Below are 20157 nucleotides of genomic sequence, written 5' to 3' on the forward strand. Positions count from 1 at the left end.
GAAAGACTCTTGCGCGATCAAGGACTTGATCGCACACTAGACCCCGGATCAAGTCCGGGGTGACGGGTGTGAGGGACGTCCCTATACAATCCCGCCGCTGCCGCCAACCGAAGCCGGGCGCTTCGCCGCAACATGGCTGCGATAGCCGCTCGCACGATAAGTCGCGACCGGATCGATAGCGCCGCCCGCCAATTGCCGGGCCTGCGCAAGAATCGGTTCCACATCGGTGCGATAGGCCCGCTTCAGCATATCGGAAGCCATCAGCGCATCATTGTCCTGCTGGTAACCGTCGAGAGCCGCGCGATCCACCAGCAATGCCTGCGCATAGGCGCGGCGGATTTCATTGGCGCTGGAGATCAGGCTTTCAATCGGGTCCGTCACATTATGCGACTGGTCGATCATATGGGCCGGATGGAAACCTTTCACGCCGCGATATTCCGCATCCACCAGCTCGTTGAAAACGAGGAACAGGCGGTATGGCTCGATCGAGCCGGCATCCAGATCATCATCGCCATATTTGCTGTCGTTGAAATGGAAACCCCCGAGCTTGCCGAACTGGATGAGCCGGGCGACGATCATTTCGATATTGGTGTTCGGCGCATGATGGCCGAGGTCGACGAGGCAGAAGGCCTTTTCGCCGAGCGTATTGGCGATGAGGTAATTGGTGCCCCAGTCCTGCACGACGGTGGAATAAAAGGCCGGCTCGTACATCTTGTGTTCGGAAAAGATGCGCCAGTCATCCGGCAGCGCCTTGTAGATATCGGCCATGGCGGCGAGATAACGCTCGAAACTTCTGGTGAAATTGCTCTGGCCGGGGAAATTCGAACCATCACCCACCCACACCGTCAGCGCCTTCGAGCCGATGGCATTGCCGATCTCAATACACTCTATGTTGTGCTCGACGGCCTGCCGGCGCGTAGCGGCATCCGTGTGGCTGAGCGAACCGTATTTGTAGGAATGGCTCTGGCCGGGCGCATCCGAAAACGTGTTGGAATTCATGGCGTCGAAGCCGAGACCCAGCGCATCGGCATGGCTCTTCAGCCGCTTCGGGTCTTCCTTGTCCCACGGAATATGCAGGGAAACATTGGGCGTCGCCCGTGTCAGCTGGTTGATGACGGCGCAATCATCCAGCTTGTCGAAAATGCCGCGCGGCTCGCCCGTGCCGGGAAAACGGGCAAAACGGGTGCCGCCGGTGCCAACGCCCCAGGAGGGCACGGCAACGAAAAATTCCGCGACCTTGGCAGTAACGGCCTCGATATCGATATTGCGGCGCGCAAGCTGGTTGCCCAGCGCCTGATAATCATCCTTCAGCGCGTGAGCACGCTTGTCGTTTTCCGCCGCGATGACATCGGCAGCGATTTTTGTCTCGGTCATCTCTTCCTCCCAGGCAATGAACACAACAGGTGCTTCGGCCCGCGACGCCACCACCCCGTCATTCCGGCCTTGAGCCGGAATCCAGCCAGCCCAAGTCTTTGGGCTGAGAAGACTCTCTCGCCGCGCAGACGCGCGACTGCTGGATTCCGGCTCAAGGCCGGAATGACGAAGGTGGGACTTTCGCCACTTCTCAAAGCATCGTGTCTTTTTATATGTCGATATCCACCGACACCCTACCGCGTAAAACTCTGCGCATTACCGGCATCGACATTGATGATGTTGCCGGTGGACTTGGCGGAGGCGTCGGACGCCAGGAAGTAGATCGCCTCGGCGATATCTTCCGGGAAGACATTGAGCTTCAGCATGGAACGCTTGCGGTAATGTTCCTCCAGATCGGTCACCTCGATCTTGGAAGAGGCCGCGCGCTGCTCGCGCCACTCGCCGCTCCAGATTTTAGAACCGCGCAGCACGGCATCGGGATTGACGGTGTTGACGCGAATGCCCGCTTCCGCCCCTTCGAGTGCGAGGCAACGGGCCAGATGAATTTCCGCAGCCTTGGCCGTGCAATAGGCGGAGGCATTGGGCGAGGAAGCGAGACCGTTTTTCGAGGCGACGAACACCACGTTGCCGCCGAGATTCTGACGCCGCAGCAGCCGGAACGCTTCCCGCGAAACGAGGAAATAGCCGGTGGCGAGAATGTCGATATTCTTGTTCCACATGGCAAGCGTCGTGTCTTCCACCGGTGCGGAGGAAGCTATGCCAGCATTGGAGACGAGAATATCCACGCCGCCGAATTCCACGCTCGCTTCCGCGAAGGCTGCGATGACGGCATCCTCTTTCGTCACATCAAGCTTGACGGTACGCACCGAGTCAGTGCTGTAGCGCTTGACGAAATCGGCCTTGGCGGCTTCCAGCGCCGCTTCGTCAATATCCGCCAGAACCACGCAGGCGCCCTCGCCCGCCAGCCTTTCCGCCGTCGCCCGGCCGATACCGCCAGCACCGCCGGTGACGAAGGCCACCCGGCCGGCAAGGCTCTTCGGCTTCGGCATGCGCTGAAGTTTTGCCTCTTCCAGCAGCCAATATTCGATATCGAAGGCTTCCTGTTCGGGAAGGCCCTGATAGTCGGACACGGTGGAAGCGCCACGCATGACGTTGATGGCGTTGACGTAAAATTCGCCGGCGATGCGGGCAGTGGCCTTGTCCTTGGCGAAGGACAACATGCCAACGCCGGGGATCAGGAAAATCACCGGATTCGGATCGCGCATCTTCGGCGAATTGTCGTGGCGGCAGGCCTCGTAGTAGCGGGTATAATCGGCACGGTAACCTTCAAGCGCCTTGTCGAGACCCGCCGTCAGCGCGTCCACATCCGGCTTCGCCGTATCGAGATCGAGGATCAGCGGGCGGATTTTCGTGCGCAGGAAGTGATCCGGGCAGGATGTGCCGAGCGCGCCGAGCGGCTTCAGGTCTTTCGAGTTGACGAATTCGAGAACCGCGTCCTGATCGTCGAAATGGCCGAGCTTGCGTTCCTCACGGCCGATGCGGCCACGGATTTCCGGCATCAGCCGGGCGGCGATGGCACGGCGTTCGGCAACCGGCAGGCTCTTCGCCACCGCGCCACCAAAAATCGTCTTGCCTTCGGTCTTTGCCGCAAACCATTCGATCGCCGTGTTGATGATGGCAAGCGTCAGTTCGTAACACGCCTTGGCGTCATTATCCCATGTGAAGAGACCATGGCTTTCCAGCACGACACCCTTGGCCTTCGGGTTGGCCTTGACGAAAGCTTCCAGATCGAGACCGAGCTGGAAACCGGGGCGACGCCAGGGCAGCCAGCCGATATCGTCACCGAAAATCTGCTGCGTCAGCTCTTTCGAATTCTTCGAGGCGGCGATGGCAATGATCGCGTCCGGATGCATATGGTCGACATGATCGTAAGGCACGAAACCGTGCAGCGGCGTATCGATGGAAGCCGCGCGCGGATTGAGGTTGAAGGTGCAATGCGGCAGGAAACCGACCATGCGGTCCTCATCCTCGACACCCTTGTAAATGCCCTTCAGCGCTTCCAGCTTGTCGAGATAAAGCGTTGCAAAACCATCGAGCTTGATGGTGCCGACATCGCCGCCGGAGCCCTTCACCCACATGACGCGGACCTTCTCGCCCGTCAGCGGATCCGTCTCAAGCACCTTTGCAGATGTGTTTCCACCGCCATAATTGGTAATGCGCTTGTCGGCACCGAGCAGATTGGAACGATAAAGCAGCTTGCCCGGCTCATCGAGCGTTCTGGCATAGGCATCGTCCCAACGGCTTTCGAGAAGGCGGGATTTTCCCGTCATGTCTTCCTCCCAATATCTGTCTGCATTCGCGGAGCCGATACCGGCCCGCCTCCTTTGATGGCAGATATCGCGCATCCAAAAGCATAATGTCAATCAAAAACGATCATAAATTTTCATGTTGCAGCGCGATATTGATTAATTTGATCGTTCTTGATTGACAACGTAAAGAGATTGCGAATAATCACGATCAGGAGGACCCCATGCACGAACGCGAACGCCATCGCATCATCTTGAGCGCCACGCAGGAAAAAGCTGTCGTGACGGTGCAGGATATTGCCGAACTGACGGATGCGTCCGAAGCGACGATCCGCCGGGATATCGCGTCTTTGCATGTTCAGGGCAAATTGCGCCGCGTGCGCGGCGGGGCGGAAGCGGTGCATCCGCCGCAGCTCGGCAATCTGGCCGCCCGGCCGTTCCGGGTGTCCGAATCGGTCAATATCGACAAGAAACGCGCAATTGCGCGCAAGGCGGTCGATCTCTGCAACGATGGCGACGCGATCATCCTGAATGGCGGCACGACGACATTCCAGATGGTGCATTACATGGCGGCGCGCCGCCTGCAGGTGATGACCAATTCTTTCGCCATCGCCGAGCATCTGGTCAAGCATTCCAAATGCAATGTCAGCGTTCCGGGCGGCGCGATCTATCGTGATCAAAGCCTCATCCTGTCGCCTTTCGAGAACGATGCGATCCGCAATTTTTATGCGCGGCGGATTTTTCTCGGTGCGCAGGGTGTGGGCGCTCTCGGCATCATGGAATCCGACGCGCTGGTTATCCAGAGCGAGCAGAAGCTGATGCGGCAGGCGGAAGAGCTGATCGTGATGGTCGATTCTTCGAAATTCAGAAAGCGATCCAGCCTCATTTTATGCCCGCTCGAAAACGTCTCGACCATCATCACCGATGACGGGATTTCCGATGAGGCGGCGAGGATGGTGGAAGATGCCGGCGTCGAATTGCTGGTCGTCGGCGCGGTGAGGGATGGCAAGACAGCCGCCCCACCGGATGAAGAGGATTCTTCTTCGGTCGCCTGAGGAGCACCGGAGGGAGGAAAAGGTTCAAAACGGGAGGAAAAGGGACATGAAACTTACACGCAGAACATTGACGAGCGCTCTGGCGCTTGGCGCGGCGCTCTCTGTCGCAGGGCTGGGCAGCGTTGCCCAAGCCGCCGATGTGAAGATCGCACTGGTGGTCAAATCGCTCGGCAACGGCTTTTTCGAAGCCGCCAACAAGGGCGCGCAGGAGGCCGCAAAGGACCTCGGCGGCGTCGAGATCATCTATACCGGCCCGACCAGCACCACGGCGGAAGGCCAGATCGAAGTCATCAATTCGCTGATCGCGCAGGGCGTCGACGCCATCGCCATTTCCGCCAATGACCCCGACGCTGTCGTTCCGGCACTGAAAAAGGCGGCGCAGCGCGGCATCAAGGTCATTTCCTGGGATTCCGGCGTTGCGCCGGAAGGCCGCATTCTCCAGCTCAACCCCTCGTCCAACGCGCTGATCGGCAAGATGTGCCTGCAGCTCGCCGCGTCGCATCTGGAAGGCGGCAAGGGCGATTTCGCCATTCTTTCGGCCACCACCACCTCCACGAACCAGAATATCTGGATCGACGAGATGAAGAAGCAGCTGAAGGACTTCCCCGGCCTCAACCTCGTCACCACGGTTTATGGCGACGATCTTGCCGACAAGAGCTACCGCGAAGCGCAGGGCCTGCTCTCCTCGCAGCCGAATGTGAAGGTCATCGTCGCGCCGACGACGGTTGGCGTTCTCGCCGCCTCGCAGGCGGTGAAGGATGCGGGCAAGATCGGTCAGGTCTATGTGACCGGCCTTGGACTGCCGTCCGAAATGGCCGGCGCCATCAAGTCGGGCGCCACCAAGGAATTCGCCATCTGGAACCCGATCGACCTCGGTTACTCCGCCACCCAGATCGCCTATCGCCTGGTGAAGGGCGAAACCGACGGCAAGCCGGGGTCGGAAATCGAAGCGGGCCGCATGGGCAAGATCAAGGTTGGCGAAAACAGCGAAGCGGCGATGGCCGATCCGTTTGTTTATGATGCGAAGAATATCGATCAGTTCTCGAAGATCTTTTGATCGGAGAAGTGGCTGACGGCGGGTGGAGGGCACCCCCCTCTGCCCTGCCGGGCATCTCCCCCTCAAGGGGGGAGATCAGCCAGACGATAACACTCGCTCACTCTCAACTTTAGTGATGGCCTCAACGGTGCCGCATATCGATCTCCCCCCTTGAGGGGGAGATGCCTGGCAGGGCAGAGGGGGGTGCCCTTCACCGCTTCAATCAAACTGACCGGTAAGACGGATGATGCGTATCGAAACGAAAATTTTAGATGTCGTCGAGGCTTCAAATTCAACGCCCATTCTGGAAATGCGCGGCATCAGCCAGATATTCCCCGGCGTCAAAGCGCTGGATGGCGTCGATATCGCGCTTTATCCCGGCAAGGTCACCGCGCTGATCGGCGAGAACGGTGCTGGTAAATCCACGCTCGTCAAAATCCTCACGGGCATCTATCGCCCCAACGAAGGCGAAATCCTTCTCGATGGCCAGCCCGTCCATTTTCACAGCGCACAGGACGCCATCGATGCCGGCGTGACCGCCATTCATCAGGAAACCGTGCTGTTCGACGAACTTTCCGTCGGCGAAAACATCTTCCTCGGCCATGCGCCGAAGGGCCGTTTTGGCCTGATCGACTGGAAGACCATCAACACGCGCGCCAGAACCCTGCTGGAACAGCTCGAAAGCACCATCGATCCGACGATCCGGCTGAAGGACCTGTCCATCGCCCAACGCCATCTCGTGGCGATTGCCCGGGCGCTGTCGGTTGAGGCGCGCATCGTCATCATGGACGAACCGACGGCCGCCCTTTCCCGCAAGGAGATCGACGATCTCTTTCGCATCGTCGAAAGCCTGAAGCGGCAGGGCAAGGCGATCCTCTTCATCAGCCACAAGTTCGACGAGGTTTATGAGATCGCCGAGAACTACGCCGTGTTCCGCGACGGCAGGATGGTTGGAGCGGGCAATCTTGCGGCCACGCCGCAGGACGAGATCGTGCGGCTGATGGTTGGCCGCGACGTGACGAACGCCTTTCCCAAGCAGGCCGTGGCCCTCGGTCCGACGGTTCTTTCGGTCCGTGACTATTCGCATCAGACGGAATTCCGCGATATTTCGCTCGAACTGCGCAAGGGCGAGATTCTCGGCCTTTACGGGCTGATCGGCGCCGGTCGCTCCGAACTCTGCCAGTCGCTTTTCGGCATTACCCGGCCGGCTTCGGGACAGGTATCGCTGGAAGGCCAGCCGCTTTCCATCCGCTCACCGGAAGACGCGATCCGCGCCGGCATCGTTTATGTGCCGGAAGAGCGCGGCCGCCACGGGCTGGCGCTGGATATGCCGATCTACCAGAACATGTCGCTGCCATCGCTCACGCGCACCTCGCGCAAGGGGTTTCTGGCCGCCGCCAATGAATTCGCGCTGGCGCGCAAATATGCCTCGCGGCTCGATCTGCGCGCGGCCGCCCTTTCGGTGCCGGTCGGCACGCTTTCGGGCGGCAACCAGCAGAAGGTGGTGATCGGCAAATGGCTCGCCACCCAGCCCAAGGTCATCATTCTCGATGAGCCGACCAAGGGCATCGATATCGGCTCCAAGGCCGCCGTGCACGGTTTCATCAGCGAGCTTGCCGCAGAGGGGCTCTCCATCATCATGATTTCATCCGAACTTCCCGAAATCCTCGGCATGTCCGACCGCGCCATCGTCATGCGCGAAGGCCTGATGGCGGGCCAGTTCGAACGCACCGATTTTTCTCCGGAAAAGCTGGTGCGCGCCGCCACCGGCAATGCCTGAGAGGGGCAACCACATGCAACGTCTACTTAAAAATCGCGAATGGCTGCTGGCGGGCATCATCGTCATCATGATCGCCGGTTTTGCGCTGCGCGCGCCCGGTTTCAGCCGGCCCGCAAATCTCGTCAATATATTCAATGATACCTCCATCCTCATTATTCTGGCGCTTGGCCAGATGGCGGTCATTCTCACCAAATCCATCGATCTGTCGGTTGCCGCCAATCTCGCCTTCACCGGCATGGCGGTGGCGATGACCAATGCCGCCTTCCCGGGCATTCCCCTGCCGCTTCTCATCGCCATGGCGGTCGGCATCGGCGCGTTTCTCGGCTCACTCAACGGCGTGCTGGTCTGGTGGCTCGGTATTCCGCCCATCGTCGTCACACTCGGCACGCTCACCATCTATCGCGGCATGGCCTTTGTGCTGTCCGGCGGCGGCTGGGTGAATGCGCACCAGCTTTCGCCGACCTTCCTCAACGTGCCGCGCACCATGATCCTCGGTATGCCCGTACTTTCATGGGTGGCGATCGTTATCATCGCCGGCGCGTGGCTGGTGCTCAGCCGCACCTCCTTCGGCCGCTCCGCCTATGCGTCGGGCGGTAATCCGAGTGCCGCCGTCTATGCGGGCATCGATGTCGGCCGGACACGCTTCTTCGCCTTCGTGCTGTCAGGCGCACTTGCCGGTCTCGCCAGCTATCTCTGGGTATCGCGTTATGCGGTTGCCTATGTCGATATTGCCGCCGGTTTCGAACTGGACAGCGTGGCGGCGAATGTGATCGGTGGCATCTCGATTGCCGGCGGCATCGGATCGGTGGCGGGTGCGGTGCTCGGCGCGTTGTTCCTCGGCGTCATCAAGAACGCCCTGCCCGTCATCGGCATCTCGCCCTTCGCGCAGATGGCGATTTCCGGCGTGGTGATCGTGCTCGCCGTCGTCTTCAACGCCCGCGCCGAAGCGCGAAAAGGCCGTATCATCCTGCGTGACCGCGCAGCAAGCGATCAGGCCAGGGAGGCCGCAGCATGAGCACCATGCCTCAACCAGCGCAGAATCCGCGCATCATTCCAGACAAGCTCGGCACGCCGCTGCGCCGCATCATGGCCAGTTGGGAAGTGCTGCTGCTTGGCGTTGCGATCCTCATCTTCATCGCCAATTCGCTGGCCTCACCCTATTTCCTCAATGCCTGGAACCTGTCGGACGCGACGTTCAATTTCACGGAAAAGGCGATCATCGCCTTCGCCATGGCGCTGCTGATCATCGCCGGTGAAATCGATCTGTCCGTCGCCGCCATCATCGCGCTCGCCTCCACCGCCATGGGTGCGGCAGTTCAGATGGGGATCGGCACGCCCGGCCTCGTCGCCATCGGCATCGGCACCGGGCTTTTGTGCGGGGCCTTCAACGGTTTTCTGGTCGCAGGGCTGAAGCTGCCGTCCATCGTCGTCACCATCGGCACGATGAGCCTGTTTCGCGGCATTTCCTATATGGTGCTGGGCGATCAGGCCTATGGCAAATATCCCGCCGATTTTGCCTATTTCGGTCAGGGTTACGTTTTCTGGGTGATTTCTTTCGAATTCGTGCTGTTCATCGCCATGGCCATCCTCTTCGCCATTTTGCTGCATGCCACCAATTTCGGCCGGCAGGTCTATGTGATCGGCAACAACCCCTTCGCCGCCCGTTTCTCCGGCATACCCGTCGAGCGGGTGAAGTTCATCCTGTTCCTGCTCACCGGCTTGATGAGCGGCATCGCCGCCGTCTGCCTCACATCGCGGCTCGGCTCCACCCGCCCGTCCATCGCTCAAGGGTGGGAGCTTGAGGTGGTGACCATGGTGGTGCTGGGCGGCGTCTCCATTCTCGGCGGCTCCGGCACCATCGCAGGCGTCGTCATTGCCGCTTTCGTCATGGGCCTCGTCACCTTCGGGCTCGGTCTTCTGAATGTGCCGGGCATCGTCATGTCGATCTTTGTCGGTCTGCTGCTCATCGTAACCATCGCCATCCCCATCGTTGTCCGTCGCCTTCGCGCCATGAGAAGTTAAGCCATGCCGGAACTTGAAAAACACGCCTTCAAGATGAAACTCTTTGCCGGAAAAGAGGCCGAATATAAAAAGCGACATGACGAGATATGGCCCGAACTGGTGGCGCTGCTGCATGATGCGGGTGTGAGCGATTACTCCATCCATCTCGACCCGGAAACTAACATCCTGTTCGGCGTGTTGACGCGCCCGAAGAACCACGGCATGGCGGCTTTGCCCGAACATCCCGTGATGAAGAAATGGTGGGCGCATATGGCTGATATCATGGAGAGCAATCCCGATAATTCACCCGTTGTAAAAGACCTGGTGACGGTGTTCCATCTGCCATGAGCGACATCATCAGACCGAGCCGGGTCGCGGTTATCGATATCGGCAAGACCAATGCCAAAGTAGTCGTCATCGACACCGGCAGCGGAGAGGAAATTGCCGGCGAGAAGCGGACGAACCCCGTTCTCCGCGATGGCCCCTACCCACATTACGATGTGGAGATGCTTTGGCGCTTCATTCTTGCCGCTCTTCAGCGGTTTGGACGAGAGCCGGGTTTCGACGCGATTTCCATCACCACCCATGGCGCTTCAGCAGCACTTCTCGATGGAAACGGCGATCTCGCCATGCCGGTGCTCGATTATGAACACGGCTATCCCGCAGCCATTGAGGCAGCCTATCGTGGCATCAGGCCCGATTTTGCCGAGACCGGCTCGCCGCAGCTTCCCGTCGGGCTGAACCTTGGCGCGCAAATCCATTTCCAGAAAGCGGCCTTTCCGGACGATTTCTCCAGAGTGCGCAGCATCGTCACCTATGCGCAATATTGGGCGGGACGGCTGACGGGCGTTCAGGCCACGGAAACGACCTCGCTTGGCTGCCATACGGATCTCTGGAACCCGCGGCGGAAGAGTTTCTCCTCACTCGTCGCGCGTCTCGGTATCGAACATTTGATGGCGCCGGTCCGCTCCGCTTTCGATGTGCTGGGAACAATTCGCCCGTCGATTGCGCTGGAAACCGGTCTTTCGCCGCATATGCCGGTCTATTGTGGCATCCACGATTCCAACGCATCCCTCCTGCCGCATCTTCTGCGCCGGGACGGAGATTTTTCGGTCGTCTCCACCGGCACCTGGGTGGTGAATTTCGCCATCGGCGGCGCGGCGGGCTCGCTCGATCCCACCCGGGACACACTCCTGAATGTCGACGCTTTCGGCCGTCCCGTTCCCTCGTCCCGCTTCATGGGCGGCAGGGAGTACGAAATGCTGGCGCAGCAATTCGGGGCCGTGAAAGACGAAGCGATGGACGCGGCTCTCGGCGGCGTGATTGCCAATGGCATGATGCTGCTGCCGAGCGTCGTCAGCGGCTCCGGCCCATTTCCGGACAAGGCGGCGCGCTGGATCGGCGAAGCCACGGCCACGGCCGCGGAACGGCACGCAGCGGCGTCGCTTTATCTCGCCCTGATGACGGAATGCAGCCTCTCGCTCATCGGGCGTAAAGGCCCGATCCTTGTGGAAGGCCCCTTCGCCAGCAACACCCTTTATCTGAAGGCGCTGGCCGGCTTTGCAGAGACCGAAGTAACGGCGGTCGAAGGGTCCACGGGCACCAGCGCCGGTGCGGCTCTGCTCACCGGCATCAAGCCGCTTGCCGGTCGCGAGCGCCATTTCACGCCGCACGATATTCCCGGTCTCGCCTCTTACCGCAATGCCTGGCGAGGCCACATAGCCTGATGCGAAACGCAAAATGCGGCCGAATGGTCGACCGCATTTTGATTTTGCGGAAGGATCAGCCCTTGATGAAAGCCAGAAGATCGGCGTTCAGCACATCGGCATTGACGGTGAGCATACCGTGCGAGAAGCCGGGATAGGTCTTCAGCGTGCCGTTTTTCAACAGCTTCACCGATTTCAGCGCGGAGTCAGCAATCGGCACGATCTGGTCGTCTTCGCCATGCAGCACCAGCGTCGGAACGCTGATATTCTTCAGGTCTTCGGTCTGGTCGGTTTCCGAGAAGGCCTTGATGCCGTCATAATGGGCCTTTGCGCCGCCCATCATGCCCTGACGCCACCAGTTCTGGATAACGCCTTCATGAACGGTCGCACCATCGCGGTTGAAGCCGTAGAAGGGGCCGGCCGGCACATCGCGGAAGAACTGCGCGCGGTTTGCGGCGAGCGACGAGCGGAAGCCGTCAAAAACCTCCATCGGCAGACCTTCCGGATTGGCCTCGGTCTTGAGCATCAGCGGCGGCACGGCGGAAACGAGAACCGCCTTGGCGACACGGCCGGCGGGTTCGCCATGTTTTGCGACATAACGGGCGACTTCGCCGCCACCGGTGGAATGGCCGATATGGACGGCGTTCTTCAGGTCGAGGGCCTCAACGACGGCAAAGGCGTCGGCGGCGTAGTGATCCATGTCATGACCGTCGGCAACCTGGGCGGAACGGCCATGGCCACGGCGATCATGGGCGACGACGCGAAAACCCTTGGAAACGAAGAACAGCATCTGCGCATCCCAGTCATCGGACGAGAGCGGCCAGCCATGGTGGAACATGATCGGCTGGGCATCCTTCGGGCCCCAGTCCTTGTAGAAGATTTCCGTTCCGTCTGTCGTCTTAACAAAGCCCATGATCGTTACTCCTTCGGTTGCGTTGGCATCTCCGGCGCAGCCTGTTGTGCGCCGGTTTGATGGAGGGATGATGACGTAGGATAACGGTTGCAACAATTGCAACAATAATTGGGAATGAATTGCTGTTTATGAAATTATCTTCTCGACCCGCATACCATTCTAGCACACGTGTCGACCCGCTCCGCGCCCTCATGCAAGTGTGAGAACGAGGATGACCGGCGGAGGGTTCCGTGAATTCGGCGCGGCCTCAGTCTACCTCGGGATCGTATTCCCTCGGGCTTTCGTCCTTGGAGAACAGGACACAGGGCCCGCGTGAACCGCGCGGATCATAGGCATATCCCTTGGCGGTCAGCGCCTGCATGATATCGCGAACGCCGGCGAGACCGTAAAGATGGTCATGCAGTTCCACGAATATCCGCTCCACCCCGGTCAGATCGGCCCTGCCGAGCAGATCGCGTTCCGCACCCTCGATATCCATCACGAGCGCGGTGATGCCCCGGCTGGCGATAAATTCATCGATATTGGCGGAGGAAATTTCGATGCGTTTTTCATATGGGCCCTGATTTTCGTCCATGGACGACATCCAGAGATCCTTGCGGACATAAAAAGCATAGGAGCTTGGCTCGTCGGCGGTAAGAAGCCCCTGTGAAAACTCGACGTTACCGCGGCAATTGGCCTTGATCACCCGTTGCGCCAGCGCCGCCGTCGAGGGATTGGCCTCGAAGGCCCAGACGGAAACATCCTCGATGCCGGCAATGATCGAGGTGATGATCCCGATACCGGAGCCCAGCTCCAGCACGCGATCGCCGGGCTTGATGGCTTTCAGGACGCTGCGGGCCTCTTTCGCCTCATAGCTGCCGTCGGTCAGCGCCTGCCAGATGACCGGCGACACCTCATCGGAAGAGAGGGGAAGGGCAACTCCATGCACGTCCAGTATTTCCATGTCTCAAGCCTTTTCGCAAAACCCGGCCGCTTTGTCGCAATGATCCCATATCGACCGGGAATGCTCTACAGCATCGTTGCGGCAACCGGTATCGGTTTTCGCAAGCAACGCTATGACGTGGTAAAAATTCAAGATACGGCAGGCACTAAAACAGGCGCGTCTCAGACGGAACTCCAGGCCACAAGCTCCTTGGCCGGCAACGGTCTGCTGATCAGATATCCCTGAACCTGATCGCAGCCCAGACGCCTGACGCATTCATATTGCTCTTCCGTCTCGATACCTTCCGCAATCGTCGTCATCCGCAGACTGCGGCCGACGCCGACCACGAATTCCACGATCGCCAGCGCGTCGCGGTCGCTGGTGATATCGCGCAGGAACGAGCGGTCGATCTTGATCTTGTCGAAGGGCACGCCGCGCAAATTGGCGAGCGATGAATAACCTGTCCCGAAATCATCCATGGCGATCTGAATGCCGACGGCCTTCAGGCGCGACAGCGTGTTGATCGTCTGGTCGCTCTTGTTGAGCAGGATCGATTCGGTGATTTCAAGCTCGAGCCGGCTGGGTTCCAGCCCGCTTTTCTCAAGCGCGCCCATGACGTTCTGGATGAGACTGGTGCTGTGGAACTGAACCGGCGACAGATTGACCGCCACCTTCATGTCCTCGTCCCAGCCCATCGCCTCGCGGCAGGCGGTCTCCATCACCCATTTTCCGAGCGAATGGATGAGACCGGTTCTTTCCGCCACGGGAATGAACACGCTGGGCGGCACATCGCCGCGCACCGGATGTTTCCAGCGCAGCAACGCCTCGAAGCCGCAAAGCTTGCGTGTCTGCGTCGCCACCTGCGGCTGGTAATAGACTTCCATCTCGTCGTTCTGCAATGCGGTCTGCAGGTCGGCCTCGAAGGATTTCTTCTCGGTCAGTTGCTTCTGCATACGGACCTTGAAAACGCTCGCCCGGCCGGGGCCGATGGCTTTCGCCTCATAAAGCGCCAGATCCGCGCGCTTGAACAATTCATCCGCATCGACGGCGCCGTGCGATATGGCGATGCCGATGCATGTGCCGATTTTGACTTCCTGCTCGCCGAGCTGATAGGTGCGGCTGATCTGGTCGATGAGCTTGGTGGCAAGACGGCGGGCGGCATCCTCGTTCAGATCGTCGGAGACGACGGCAAATTCGTCGCCGCCCAGACGGCAGACCATGTCATAATCGCCGCCGATGCCCGAGAGGCGCTGCGCCACGGCCTGAAGCAGCGCATCGCCGGCATCGTGGCCGAGCGTGTCGTTGACGTCCTTGAACCCGTCGAGATCGAGCAGGAGGATGGCTGTCGTTCCCGTCCCGCCGAAGGATCGGCGCAACCTCTCGATCAGTTCCTGCCGGAACAGCGCGCGGTTCGGCAGTCCCGTCAGCGCGTCATGATAGGCGTCGTGTTCGAGCCGGACATTCTTCGCCTGCAATTCCAGCGTCGCGGCACGCAGATCGTCCGTCAGGCCGCGCATGCTTTTCTGCGCGCGGTTCAGGAGATCGTTCTGGCGAAGCAGCAATATGACAAGCGCGATACCGCACAGAATCAGGCCGCCCGCCAGCGCGGTATAAACGATATGCAGCTTGCGCACATCCTCATGGGCCGTATCGATCAGATTGACGTCATAAGCGACGGAAGACGAGGCAAGCGTCGTCATCGGCGCATCGAGCGCGCTCATCGTCGCCAGCAGATCCGGAACCTCGGCCGGATTGAGGTTGTTCACCTGCTGCTCCAGACGGGCCAGAACGGCATCGAGGCGGATTACGAGATCCCGCCACTGCTGTTTTTCATTGATGAAGGCCCCGAGATTGCCCTGTTTCAAAAGCTCAAGGCGGCTCAGCATGATATCCAGACGCAGTTGCAGCTCATCCCGGTCGATCTTGCCGGGATTGAGCGCGAACACGGCCAGCTTGTTCTGGAGACGCAGATATTCGGCTACGGTCTGGCTGACGGCCCAGGAATCATTGTAGCGGGCAAATTTCTGCAGAGCGGTCTGCCGCTCGGCAATGACGAAAGCGATATAGCCCGTTGCCAGGACGAAGCAACAGATGATCACCGCCACAAGTTTTCGCAAACGGCACCTTTATTCCACTATCAGTTTGGCAACTTGCCATGCGGACCGCGAATAATAGGTCTGCTTCTGCAGCTCCGGATCGCTGTCATAGGGATAGATGACGAACAACGGGCCTTTTTCGCGAACTGTCATGTAATTGCCATCCAGCTTGATCGCCAGAATAACGTTAAATTTCTTAAAATCTTCAATCGGTATCGTGCTGACATAATCGTTGAGAGCGACTGCCGTGACGCTGGTGCCCTTTGCGCCGACGACATCCATCAATTTTGCCAGCGAAACACCATCGAAACGGACGCGGCCATCATGCCAGGGCGTCGTCGTCTCCACCGTCACCATGCCGAGCGCTTCCAGCATGTCACGATCAAATACCGCAGCACCCTCGCCATTCGTATTGGCGATGTTTCCGGATATGGTTAATATTGGTTTTCCTTGCGGTTTGGCAATTTCGCCGGCTTCGGCACAGGAAAGCCACGCGAGCGACAAGAACGCACTGAGAAGTACCCGGGCGAAACTCATACTTTTTCTCCATCGATAACGTTCAGGTCGAGGGTTTTCACCAACCTTTGAAGGTCAAGGGAACCGACGCTAGCAATATATATCAGGAATGGATGTTATATCCTCAGTGAGATTTTATCCGTATTTTCTCTAGGTTTTGAGTAAACCCTTTGGATAAGTTTTCCGTCTTATTGTATTTTTTCAGGCCACGCGTCCCATTATGACACAAGCGACAAGCTCCGGAGACCCCTCCCGATAATTCGTCAGGTGCGACAAAGGCCGAATTGTGGCGAGAGCCTTTCCGTCGTCGCGCAGCTTCATCTGATTCGCCTGAGGCAGCCGGATAAGCAACGCCCCGTCCGCGTGCTAGATTGAAATGACGAATGGCAAATTCTGCGTCACGGAAAAATCATGGCGATTGCCGGAGCGCACGGTTGAAACATACCGCCCGGGCCTTAATATAAAGGCTGTCGTTTCCGTTTCCGACAATTCCAGAAGCCCCCGTCGGAAATATCCAGACACATGTTCCGCGCAGCGAAAGCCGCGATGCCGGATATCGTCCGGCCAGGAAAATTCTGTTCACGTCTCCGGGCCGGACGGCATTTCGCCGTATCGGCCGCATCATGAAGGTAGCCCCTATGCACACCTATCCCGACATCAAACTTCTCATTGATGGCGAATGGCGAGACGCCGTTTCCGGCAAGACGATCGCCGTGTCCGATCCGGCAACCGACGAGATCATCGGCGCGATTGCGCATGCCGAGAAGGAAGACCTCGATCTGGCGCTTGCCGCCGCCGAGCGCGGTTTCAAGGTGTGGCGCGACACCTCGCCCTTCGAGCGCTCGAAGATCATGCGCAGGGCGGCCGATCTCCTGCGCGAGCGCAAGGACAAGATCGCCTACATCATGACCCGCGAACAGGGCAAGCCGCTGGCGCAATCGGCCACCGAAATCATGGGCGCTGCCGATACCATCGACTGGTTCGCCGAAGAAGCCCGCCGCACCTATGGCCAGGTTATCCCGGCGCGTGCGACCGGCGTTTCGCAGCTTGCCATCAAGCTGCCGGTCGGTCCCGTCGCGGCGTTTACGCCGTGGAACTTCCCGATCAACCAGATCGTCCGCAAACTTTCCGCAGCGCTTGCCACCGGCTGCTCCATCATCGTCAAGGCGCCGGAGGAAACACCGGCATCGCCGGCCGAACTGATCCGCGCTTTCGTGGATGCGGGCGTGCCGGCGGGCGTCATCGGCCTCGTTTACGGCGTTCCATCCGAGATTTCGGAATATCTGATCCCGCATCCGGTTATCCGCAAGATTTCCTTCACCGGCTCCACCCCCATCGGCAAACATCTGGCCGCACTTGCCGGCAAGCACATGAAGCGCGCCACGATGGAGCTCGGTGGCCATGCGCCCGTGATGATCTTTAACGACGCCGATATCGACAAGGCAATCGAAGTCACCTCGCTTGCCAAGTTCCGCAATGCCGGTCAGGTCTGTGTCGCCCCCACCCGCTTCCTCGTGCAGGACGGCGTGGCCGATCGTTTCCTTGAAGGTTTCGTGGAAGCGACGAAGGCCATCAAGGTCGGCAACGGGCTGGAAGACGGCGTCATCATGGGGCCGCTCGCCAATGAGCGCCGCATTCCGGCGCTGGAAGGCCTCATTAACGACGCCGTTTCCCATGGCGCGGAATTGAAGACCGGCGGCCGCCGCATCGGCAACAAGGGCAATTTCTTCGAGCCGACGGTTCTCGCCAATGTGCCGACCACCGCCAAAATCATGAATGACGAGCCCTTCGGCCCGGTCGCCATCATCAACCGCTTCTCGAGCTTCGATGACGCCATCACCGAGGCGAACCGCCTGCCCTTCGGCCTTGCATCCTATGCCTTCACCGGCTCGGTCAAGACCGCCCACGCACTCGGCCAACAGGTCGAGGCCGGCATGCTGACCATCAACCACAACGGCCTTGCGCTTCCGGAAGTCCCCTTCGGCGGCATCAAGGATTCCGGTTATGGCACGGAAGGCGGCTCGGAAGCGGTTCAGGCCTATCTGGAGACCAAATTCGTCAGCCAGATGAGCTGAGTGTTCCGAAATTTCTTCTCCCCGCCGGGGAGAAGATGGCCCGAAGGGTCAGATGAGGGGGCAAGCTCTCCGCATATCTCTGCGCGCCCCCCCTCATCCCGCTGCCGCGACCTTCTCCCCGACGGGGAGAAGGCGAAGCCGCAATCGCTCGATCCATTGTCACGCCCTGAAAGTTGCTCAGCACTATCTTGCCTCCAGCCCCGTCCTGCCCTAAAAGAACAAAAAGTGAACTTTGAGGGGCGATATGAGCGACGCGGCGGCACCGGCACTGAAGGAAATCTTCAACCGCGAGAAACTGCGGCATATCGCCGATGAGACCAAGGCCGTTCATCCGCCATTTGACGTTTCCGCCTTCATGGCGCTCGCCACCGAAAACCTCGAAGCGCTGGGCATCATGCAGCGCATGCGGCAGGTGGCGACGAGCCTGCATGCGACGCTTCCCGGCGACTATGCCCGCAATATCGAAATCCTGACCGCCGCAGCGCCGGGCATCGGCAACGGTTTTGCCTCCATTTCGCTGCCGGAATATGTGGCGCTTTACGGCCTCGATGATTTCGATCTTTCCATGGAAGCGCTGCATTATTTCACCCGCTTCGGCTCCTCTGAATTCGCCATCCGTCATTTTTTGCAAAAGGACTTGGGCGCCACCCTCGCCGTGATGGAAACATGGTCGCGGCACGAGAACGAACATGTGCGGCGGCTGGCGAGCGAAGGCTGCCGGCCCCGCCTGCCATGGTCGTTCCAGCTCAAACCCCTGATCGACGATCCCTCACCGGTGACAGCAATCCTCGACACGATGAAAGCCGACGAGGCGCTTTATGTGCGCAAATCCGTCGCCAATCATCTGAACGACATCACCAAGGACAATCCCGCTTTCGTGCTGGGGCTGATCGATACATGGCCGAAGGACAATCCGCATACGCGCTGGATCACGCGGCAGGCCCTGCGCACATTGATCAAGAAGGGCGATGCCGCCGCACTTGCCCATCTCGGCGCACATGAGGAAGCGGAAATTTCCCTTGCGGCATTTCAGGTCACGCCGAACAAGGTTGCGCTCGGCAATCCGGTGCGGATTGCAACCTCCTTCACCTCGACGGCGAAACGGCCGCAGAAACTGGTGATCGACTACGCCGTGCACTACGTGAAGAAGAGCGGCGACGCCTCCGCGAAAGTCTTCAAGTGGAAAGAGATCGAACTTCAGCCCGGCGAGACATGCGCGCTATCGATTAGCCGCGCCATACGCGATTTCACGACCCGCAAACACTATCCCGGCATCCACAGGGTCGACCTGACGATCAACGGCAAGCTTGTGGCAGAAAGCGCCTTCGAGCTTCTGGGCTGATAGCGGCTCAAGCCGCCGGGAAAATCTTCGCTCGGCGGATGATGACGGAACCGCGGTCTCCGGCGGCGACATCGTTTTCCGGCGGCACGTCGAATTCCAGAAGGTCGCCGCCATCGGTGCTGGCGATCACCCGGCGCTCACCCGCGCGGTCGAGAACCCGCGCCACAGAGGCCGGAATGCCCTCATGCAGATCTTCCCACTCCAGATCGCCGGGGCGGGCATAGATGTCCACCGCGCCATCGCCTTGAGCATAGGAGAAAGGCAACTCGTTATCGCCGACATAGACCTTGCCGCCGCGCGCCACGCCGGACACCCGGTTGGCATCGCCCAGAAAGCGCATGACGAAGGCGCTGTTCGGCTGGCGGCAGACCTCCTTCGGCGTGCCCTCCTGCACGATCTCGCCCTGATTGAGAATGACCACGCGGTCGGCAAGATCGAGCGCCTCTTCCTGGTCATGCGTCACGAAGATCGTGGTGATGCCGAGCGAATCGTGAATCTCGCGCAGCCAGCGGCGCAGGTCGCGGCGTACATTGGCGTCCAGCGCCCCGAAGGGCTCATCGAGCAGAAGCACCTTCGGATCAACCGAAAGCGCACGCGCCAGCGCCACGCGCTGCCGCTGGCCGCCGGAAATCTGGGCCGGGAAACGGTCGCCCAGGCCATCGAGCTTCACCAGCCGCAGAAGCTCTTCGACGCGGGCATCTATTGCCGCCTTGTCCCGCTTCACCTTCGAAACCTTCATGCCGAAAGCGATGTTTTGATGCAGGGTCATATGCGGAAACAGCGCGTAATGCTGGAATACGAAACCGACGCCGCGGTCCCGCACCGGAATATTGGTGGCGTCCTCGTCGCCGAAAAAGATACGGCCGCCATCGCTATATTCGAGACCGGCGACCATGCGCAAAATCGTGGTCTTGCCGGAACCTGAGGGACCGAGCAGCGCCAGAAGCTCGCCGCTTTCGATATCCAGCGAAACATCGCGCACGGCGCGAAAGGTATCGAAGGTCTTCACCACATTTTCGAGGCGGATTTTCATGG

At 59.7% G+C, this 20157-nt stretch carries 16 protein-coding genes; 9 read left to right on the forward strand and 7 right to left on the reverse strand.

The genetic code is table 11. The annotated features are described in order from the left end of the window. Positions 1-81 precede the first annotated feature (81 nt). The gene (rhaI, locus tag FGF54_RS17440) at positions 82-1374 is read right to left on the reverse strand and encodes an L-rhamnose catabolism isomerase (protein WP_078053438.1); all 1293 of its coding nucleotides are present in this window, start codon (positions 1372-1374) and stop codon (positions 82-84) included. Between the two features lie 233 nt (positions 1375-1607). Continuing rightward, positions 1608-3704 (reverse strand): bifunctional rhamnulose-1-phosphate aldolase/short-chain dehydrogenase, encoded by a 2097-nt coding sequence (locus FGF54_RS17445; protein ID WP_142780568.1) that lies wholly within the window; start codon positions 3702-3704, stop codon positions 1608-1610. Between the two features lie 200 nt (positions 3705-3904). On the opposite strand from FGF54_RS17445, the gene FGF54_RS17450 reads away from it, so the two are divergent. From FGF54_RS17450 to FGF54_RS17485, 7 genes are all read left to right on the forward strand, one after another. After that, positions 3905-4735: a DeoR/GlpR family DNA-binding transcription regulator gene (locus FGF54_RS17450; RefSeq protein WP_003522575.1), complete on the forward strand. Its 831-nt coding sequence runs from the start codon at positions 3905-3907 to the stop codon at positions 4733-4735. Positions 4736-4781: 46 nt separating this feature from the next. Next, positions 4782-5792 (forward strand): rhamnose ABC transporter substrate-binding protein, encoded by a 1011-nt coding sequence (gene rhaS, locus FGF54_RS17455; protein ID WP_142780569.1) that lies wholly within the window; start codon positions 4782-4784, stop codon positions 5790-5792. 223 nt (positions 5793-6015) lie between these two features. Further along, complete coding sequence (locus tag FGF54_RS17465; RefSeq protein ID WP_168208172.1) at positions 6016-7551, forward strand: sugar ABC transporter ATP-binding protein; 1536 nt, start codon at positions 6016-6018, stop codon at positions 7549-7551. A 13-nt stretch (positions 7552-7564) separates the two neighbouring features. Further along, positions 7565-8566, forward strand: a complete 1002-nt coding sequence (locus FGF54_RS17470) for an ABC transporter permease (RefSeq protein ID WP_142780570.1) — start codon at positions 7565-7567, stop codon at positions 8564-8566. Continuing rightward, complete coding sequence (locus FGF54_RS17475) at positions 8563-9573, forward strand: ABC transporter permease (RefSeq protein WP_142780571.1); 1011 nt, start codon at positions 8563-8565, stop codon at positions 9571-9573. Before FGF54_RS17470 ends, FGF54_RS17475 begins: the two co-directional genes overlap by 4 nt. 3 nt (positions 9574-9576) lie before the next feature. Next, positions 9577-9900, forward strand: a complete 324-nt coding sequence (gene rhaM / locus FGF54_RS17480) for an L-rhamnose mutarotase (protein ID WP_142780572.1) — start codon at positions 9577-9579, stop codon at positions 9898-9900. Beyond that, positions 9897-11279, forward strand: coding sequence for an FGGY-family carbohydrate kinase (locus tag FGF54_RS17485; RefSeq protein ID WP_142780573.1), 1383 nt, complete (start codon positions 9897-9899; stop codon positions 11277-11279). Before rhaM ends, FGF54_RS17485 begins: the two co-directional genes overlap by 4 nt. 55 nt (positions 11280-11334) lie before the next feature. Here the strand turns inward: FGF54_RS17485 and FGF54_RS17490 are convergent, their stop codons facing one another. The 4 genes from FGF54_RS17490 to FGF54_RS17505 all read right to left on the reverse strand — a co-directional run bounded on the left by FGF54_RS17490 (position 11335) and on the right by FGF54_RS17505 (position 15726). After that, positions 11335-12171, reverse strand: coding sequence for an alpha/beta fold hydrolase (locus tag FGF54_RS17490; RefSeq protein ID WP_003522568.1), 837 nt, complete (start codon positions 12169-12171; stop codon positions 11335-11337). A 247-nt stretch (positions 12172-12418) separates the two neighbouring features. Next, positions 12419-13114, reverse strand: a complete 696-nt coding sequence (locus FGF54_RS17495; protein WP_142780574.1) for an FkbM family methyltransferase — start codon at positions 13112-13114, stop codon at positions 12419-12421. Between the two features lie 161 nt (positions 13115-13275). Further along, positions 13276-15210, reverse strand: a complete 1935-nt coding sequence (locus FGF54_RS17500; protein ID WP_142780575.1) for a bifunctional diguanylate cyclase/phosphodiesterase — start codon at positions 15208-15210, stop codon at positions 13276-13278. A gap of 9 nt (positions 15211-15219) precedes the next feature. Next, a complete protein-coding gene (locus FGF54_RS17505) occupies positions 15220-15726 on the reverse strand; it encodes a molybdopterin-dependent oxidoreductase (RefSeq protein ID WP_003522565.1) in 507 nt (168 codons plus the stop codon). Between the two features lie 617 nt (positions 15727-16343). On the opposite strand from FGF54_RS17505, the gene FGF54_RS17510 reads away from it, so the two are divergent. Together FGF54_RS17510 and FGF54_RS17515 are read left to right on the forward strand one after the other, a co-directional pair. After that, a complete protein-coding gene (locus FGF54_RS17510) occupies positions 16344-17780 on the forward strand; it encodes an NAD-dependent succinate-semialdehyde dehydrogenase (protein WP_142780576.1) in 1437 nt (478 codons plus the stop codon). A 244-nt stretch (positions 17781-18024) separates the two neighbouring features. Continuing rightward, positions 18025-19122 carry a DNA alkylation repair protein gene (locus tag FGF54_RS17515; protein ID WP_142780577.1) on the forward strand — a complete coding sequence of 366 codons (1098 nt, stop codon included), beginning with the start codon at positions 18025-18027 and terminating at the stop codon, positions 19120-19122. Between the two features lie 7 nt (positions 19123-19129). Here FGF54_RS17515 and FGF54_RS17520 read toward each other — a convergent pair whose 3' ends face one another. Next, on the reverse strand, positions 19130-20155 hold the full coding sequence (locus tag FGF54_RS17520) for a sulfate/molybdate ABC transporter ATP-binding protein (RefSeq protein WP_142780578.1): 1026 nt from the start codon (positions 20153-20155) through the stop codon (positions 19130-19132). Positions 20156-20157: the final 2 nt, after the last annotated feature.

The sequence above is a fragment of the Agrobacterium sp. T29 genome, assembly GCF_006970545.1.
GTDB lineage: Bacteria > Pseudomonadota > Alphaproteobacteria > Rhizobiales > Rhizobiaceae > Agrobacterium > Agrobacterium leguminum.

Bases quoted from the DNA above. Each gene is read 5' to 3' on its own strand.
- rhaI (WP_078053438.1), bottom strand. From the start codon at position 1,374: ATGACCGAGACAAAAATCGCTGCCGATGTCATCGCGGCGGAAAACGAC.
- FGF54_RS17445 (WP_142780568.1), bottom strand. From the start codon at position 3,704: ATGACGGGAAAATCCCGCCTTCTCGAAAGCCGTTGGGACGATGCCTAT.
- FGF54_RS17450 (WP_003522575.1), top strand. From the start codon at position 3,905: ATGCACGAACGCGAACGCCATCGCATCATCTTGAGCGCCACGCAGGAA.
- rhaS (WP_142780569.1), top strand. From the start codon at position 4,782: ATGAAACTTACACGCAGAACATTGACGAGCGCTCTGGCGCTTGGCGCG.
- FGF54_RS17465 (WP_168208172.1), top strand. From the start codon at position 6,016: ATGATGCGTATCGAAACGAAAATTTTAGATGTCGTCGAGGCTTCAAAT.
- FGF54_RS17470 (WP_142780570.1), top strand. From the start codon at position 7,565: ATGCAACGTCTACTTAAAAATCGCGAATGGCTGCTGGCGGGCATCATC.
- FGF54_RS17475 (WP_142780571.1), top strand. From the start codon at position 8,563: ATGAGCACCATGCCTCAACCAGCGCAGAATCCGCGCATCATTCCAGAC.
- rhaM (WP_142780572.1), top strand. From the start codon at position 9,577: ATGCCGGAACTTGAAAAACACGCCTTCAAGATGAAACTCTTTGCCGGA.
- FGF54_RS17485 (WP_142780573.1), top strand. From the start codon at position 9,897: ATGAGCGACATCATCAGACCGAGCCGGGTCGCGGTTATCGATATCGGC.
- FGF54_RS17490 (WP_003522568.1), bottom strand. From the start codon at position 12,171: ATGGGCTTTGTTAAGACGACAGACGGAACGGAAATCTTCTACAAGGAC.
- FGF54_RS17495 (WP_142780574.1), bottom strand. From the start codon at position 13,114: ATGGAAATACTGGACGTGCATGGAGTTGCCCTTCCCCTCTCTTCCGAT.
- FGF54_RS17505 (WP_003522565.1), bottom strand. From the start codon at position 15,726: ATGAGTTTCGCCCGGGTACTTCTCAGTGCGTTCTTGTCGCTCGCGTGG.
- FGF54_RS17510 (WP_142780576.1), top strand. From the start codon at position 16,344: ATGCACACCTATCCCGACATCAAACTTCTCATTGATGGCGAATGGCGA.
- FGF54_RS17515 (WP_142780577.1), top strand. From the start codon at position 18,025: ATGAGCGACGCGGCGGCACCGGCACTGAAGGAAATCTTCAACCGCGAG.
- FGF54_RS17520 (WP_142780578.1), bottom strand. From the start codon at position 20,155: ATGAAAATCCGCCTCGAAAATGTGGTGAAGACCTTCGATACCTTTCGC.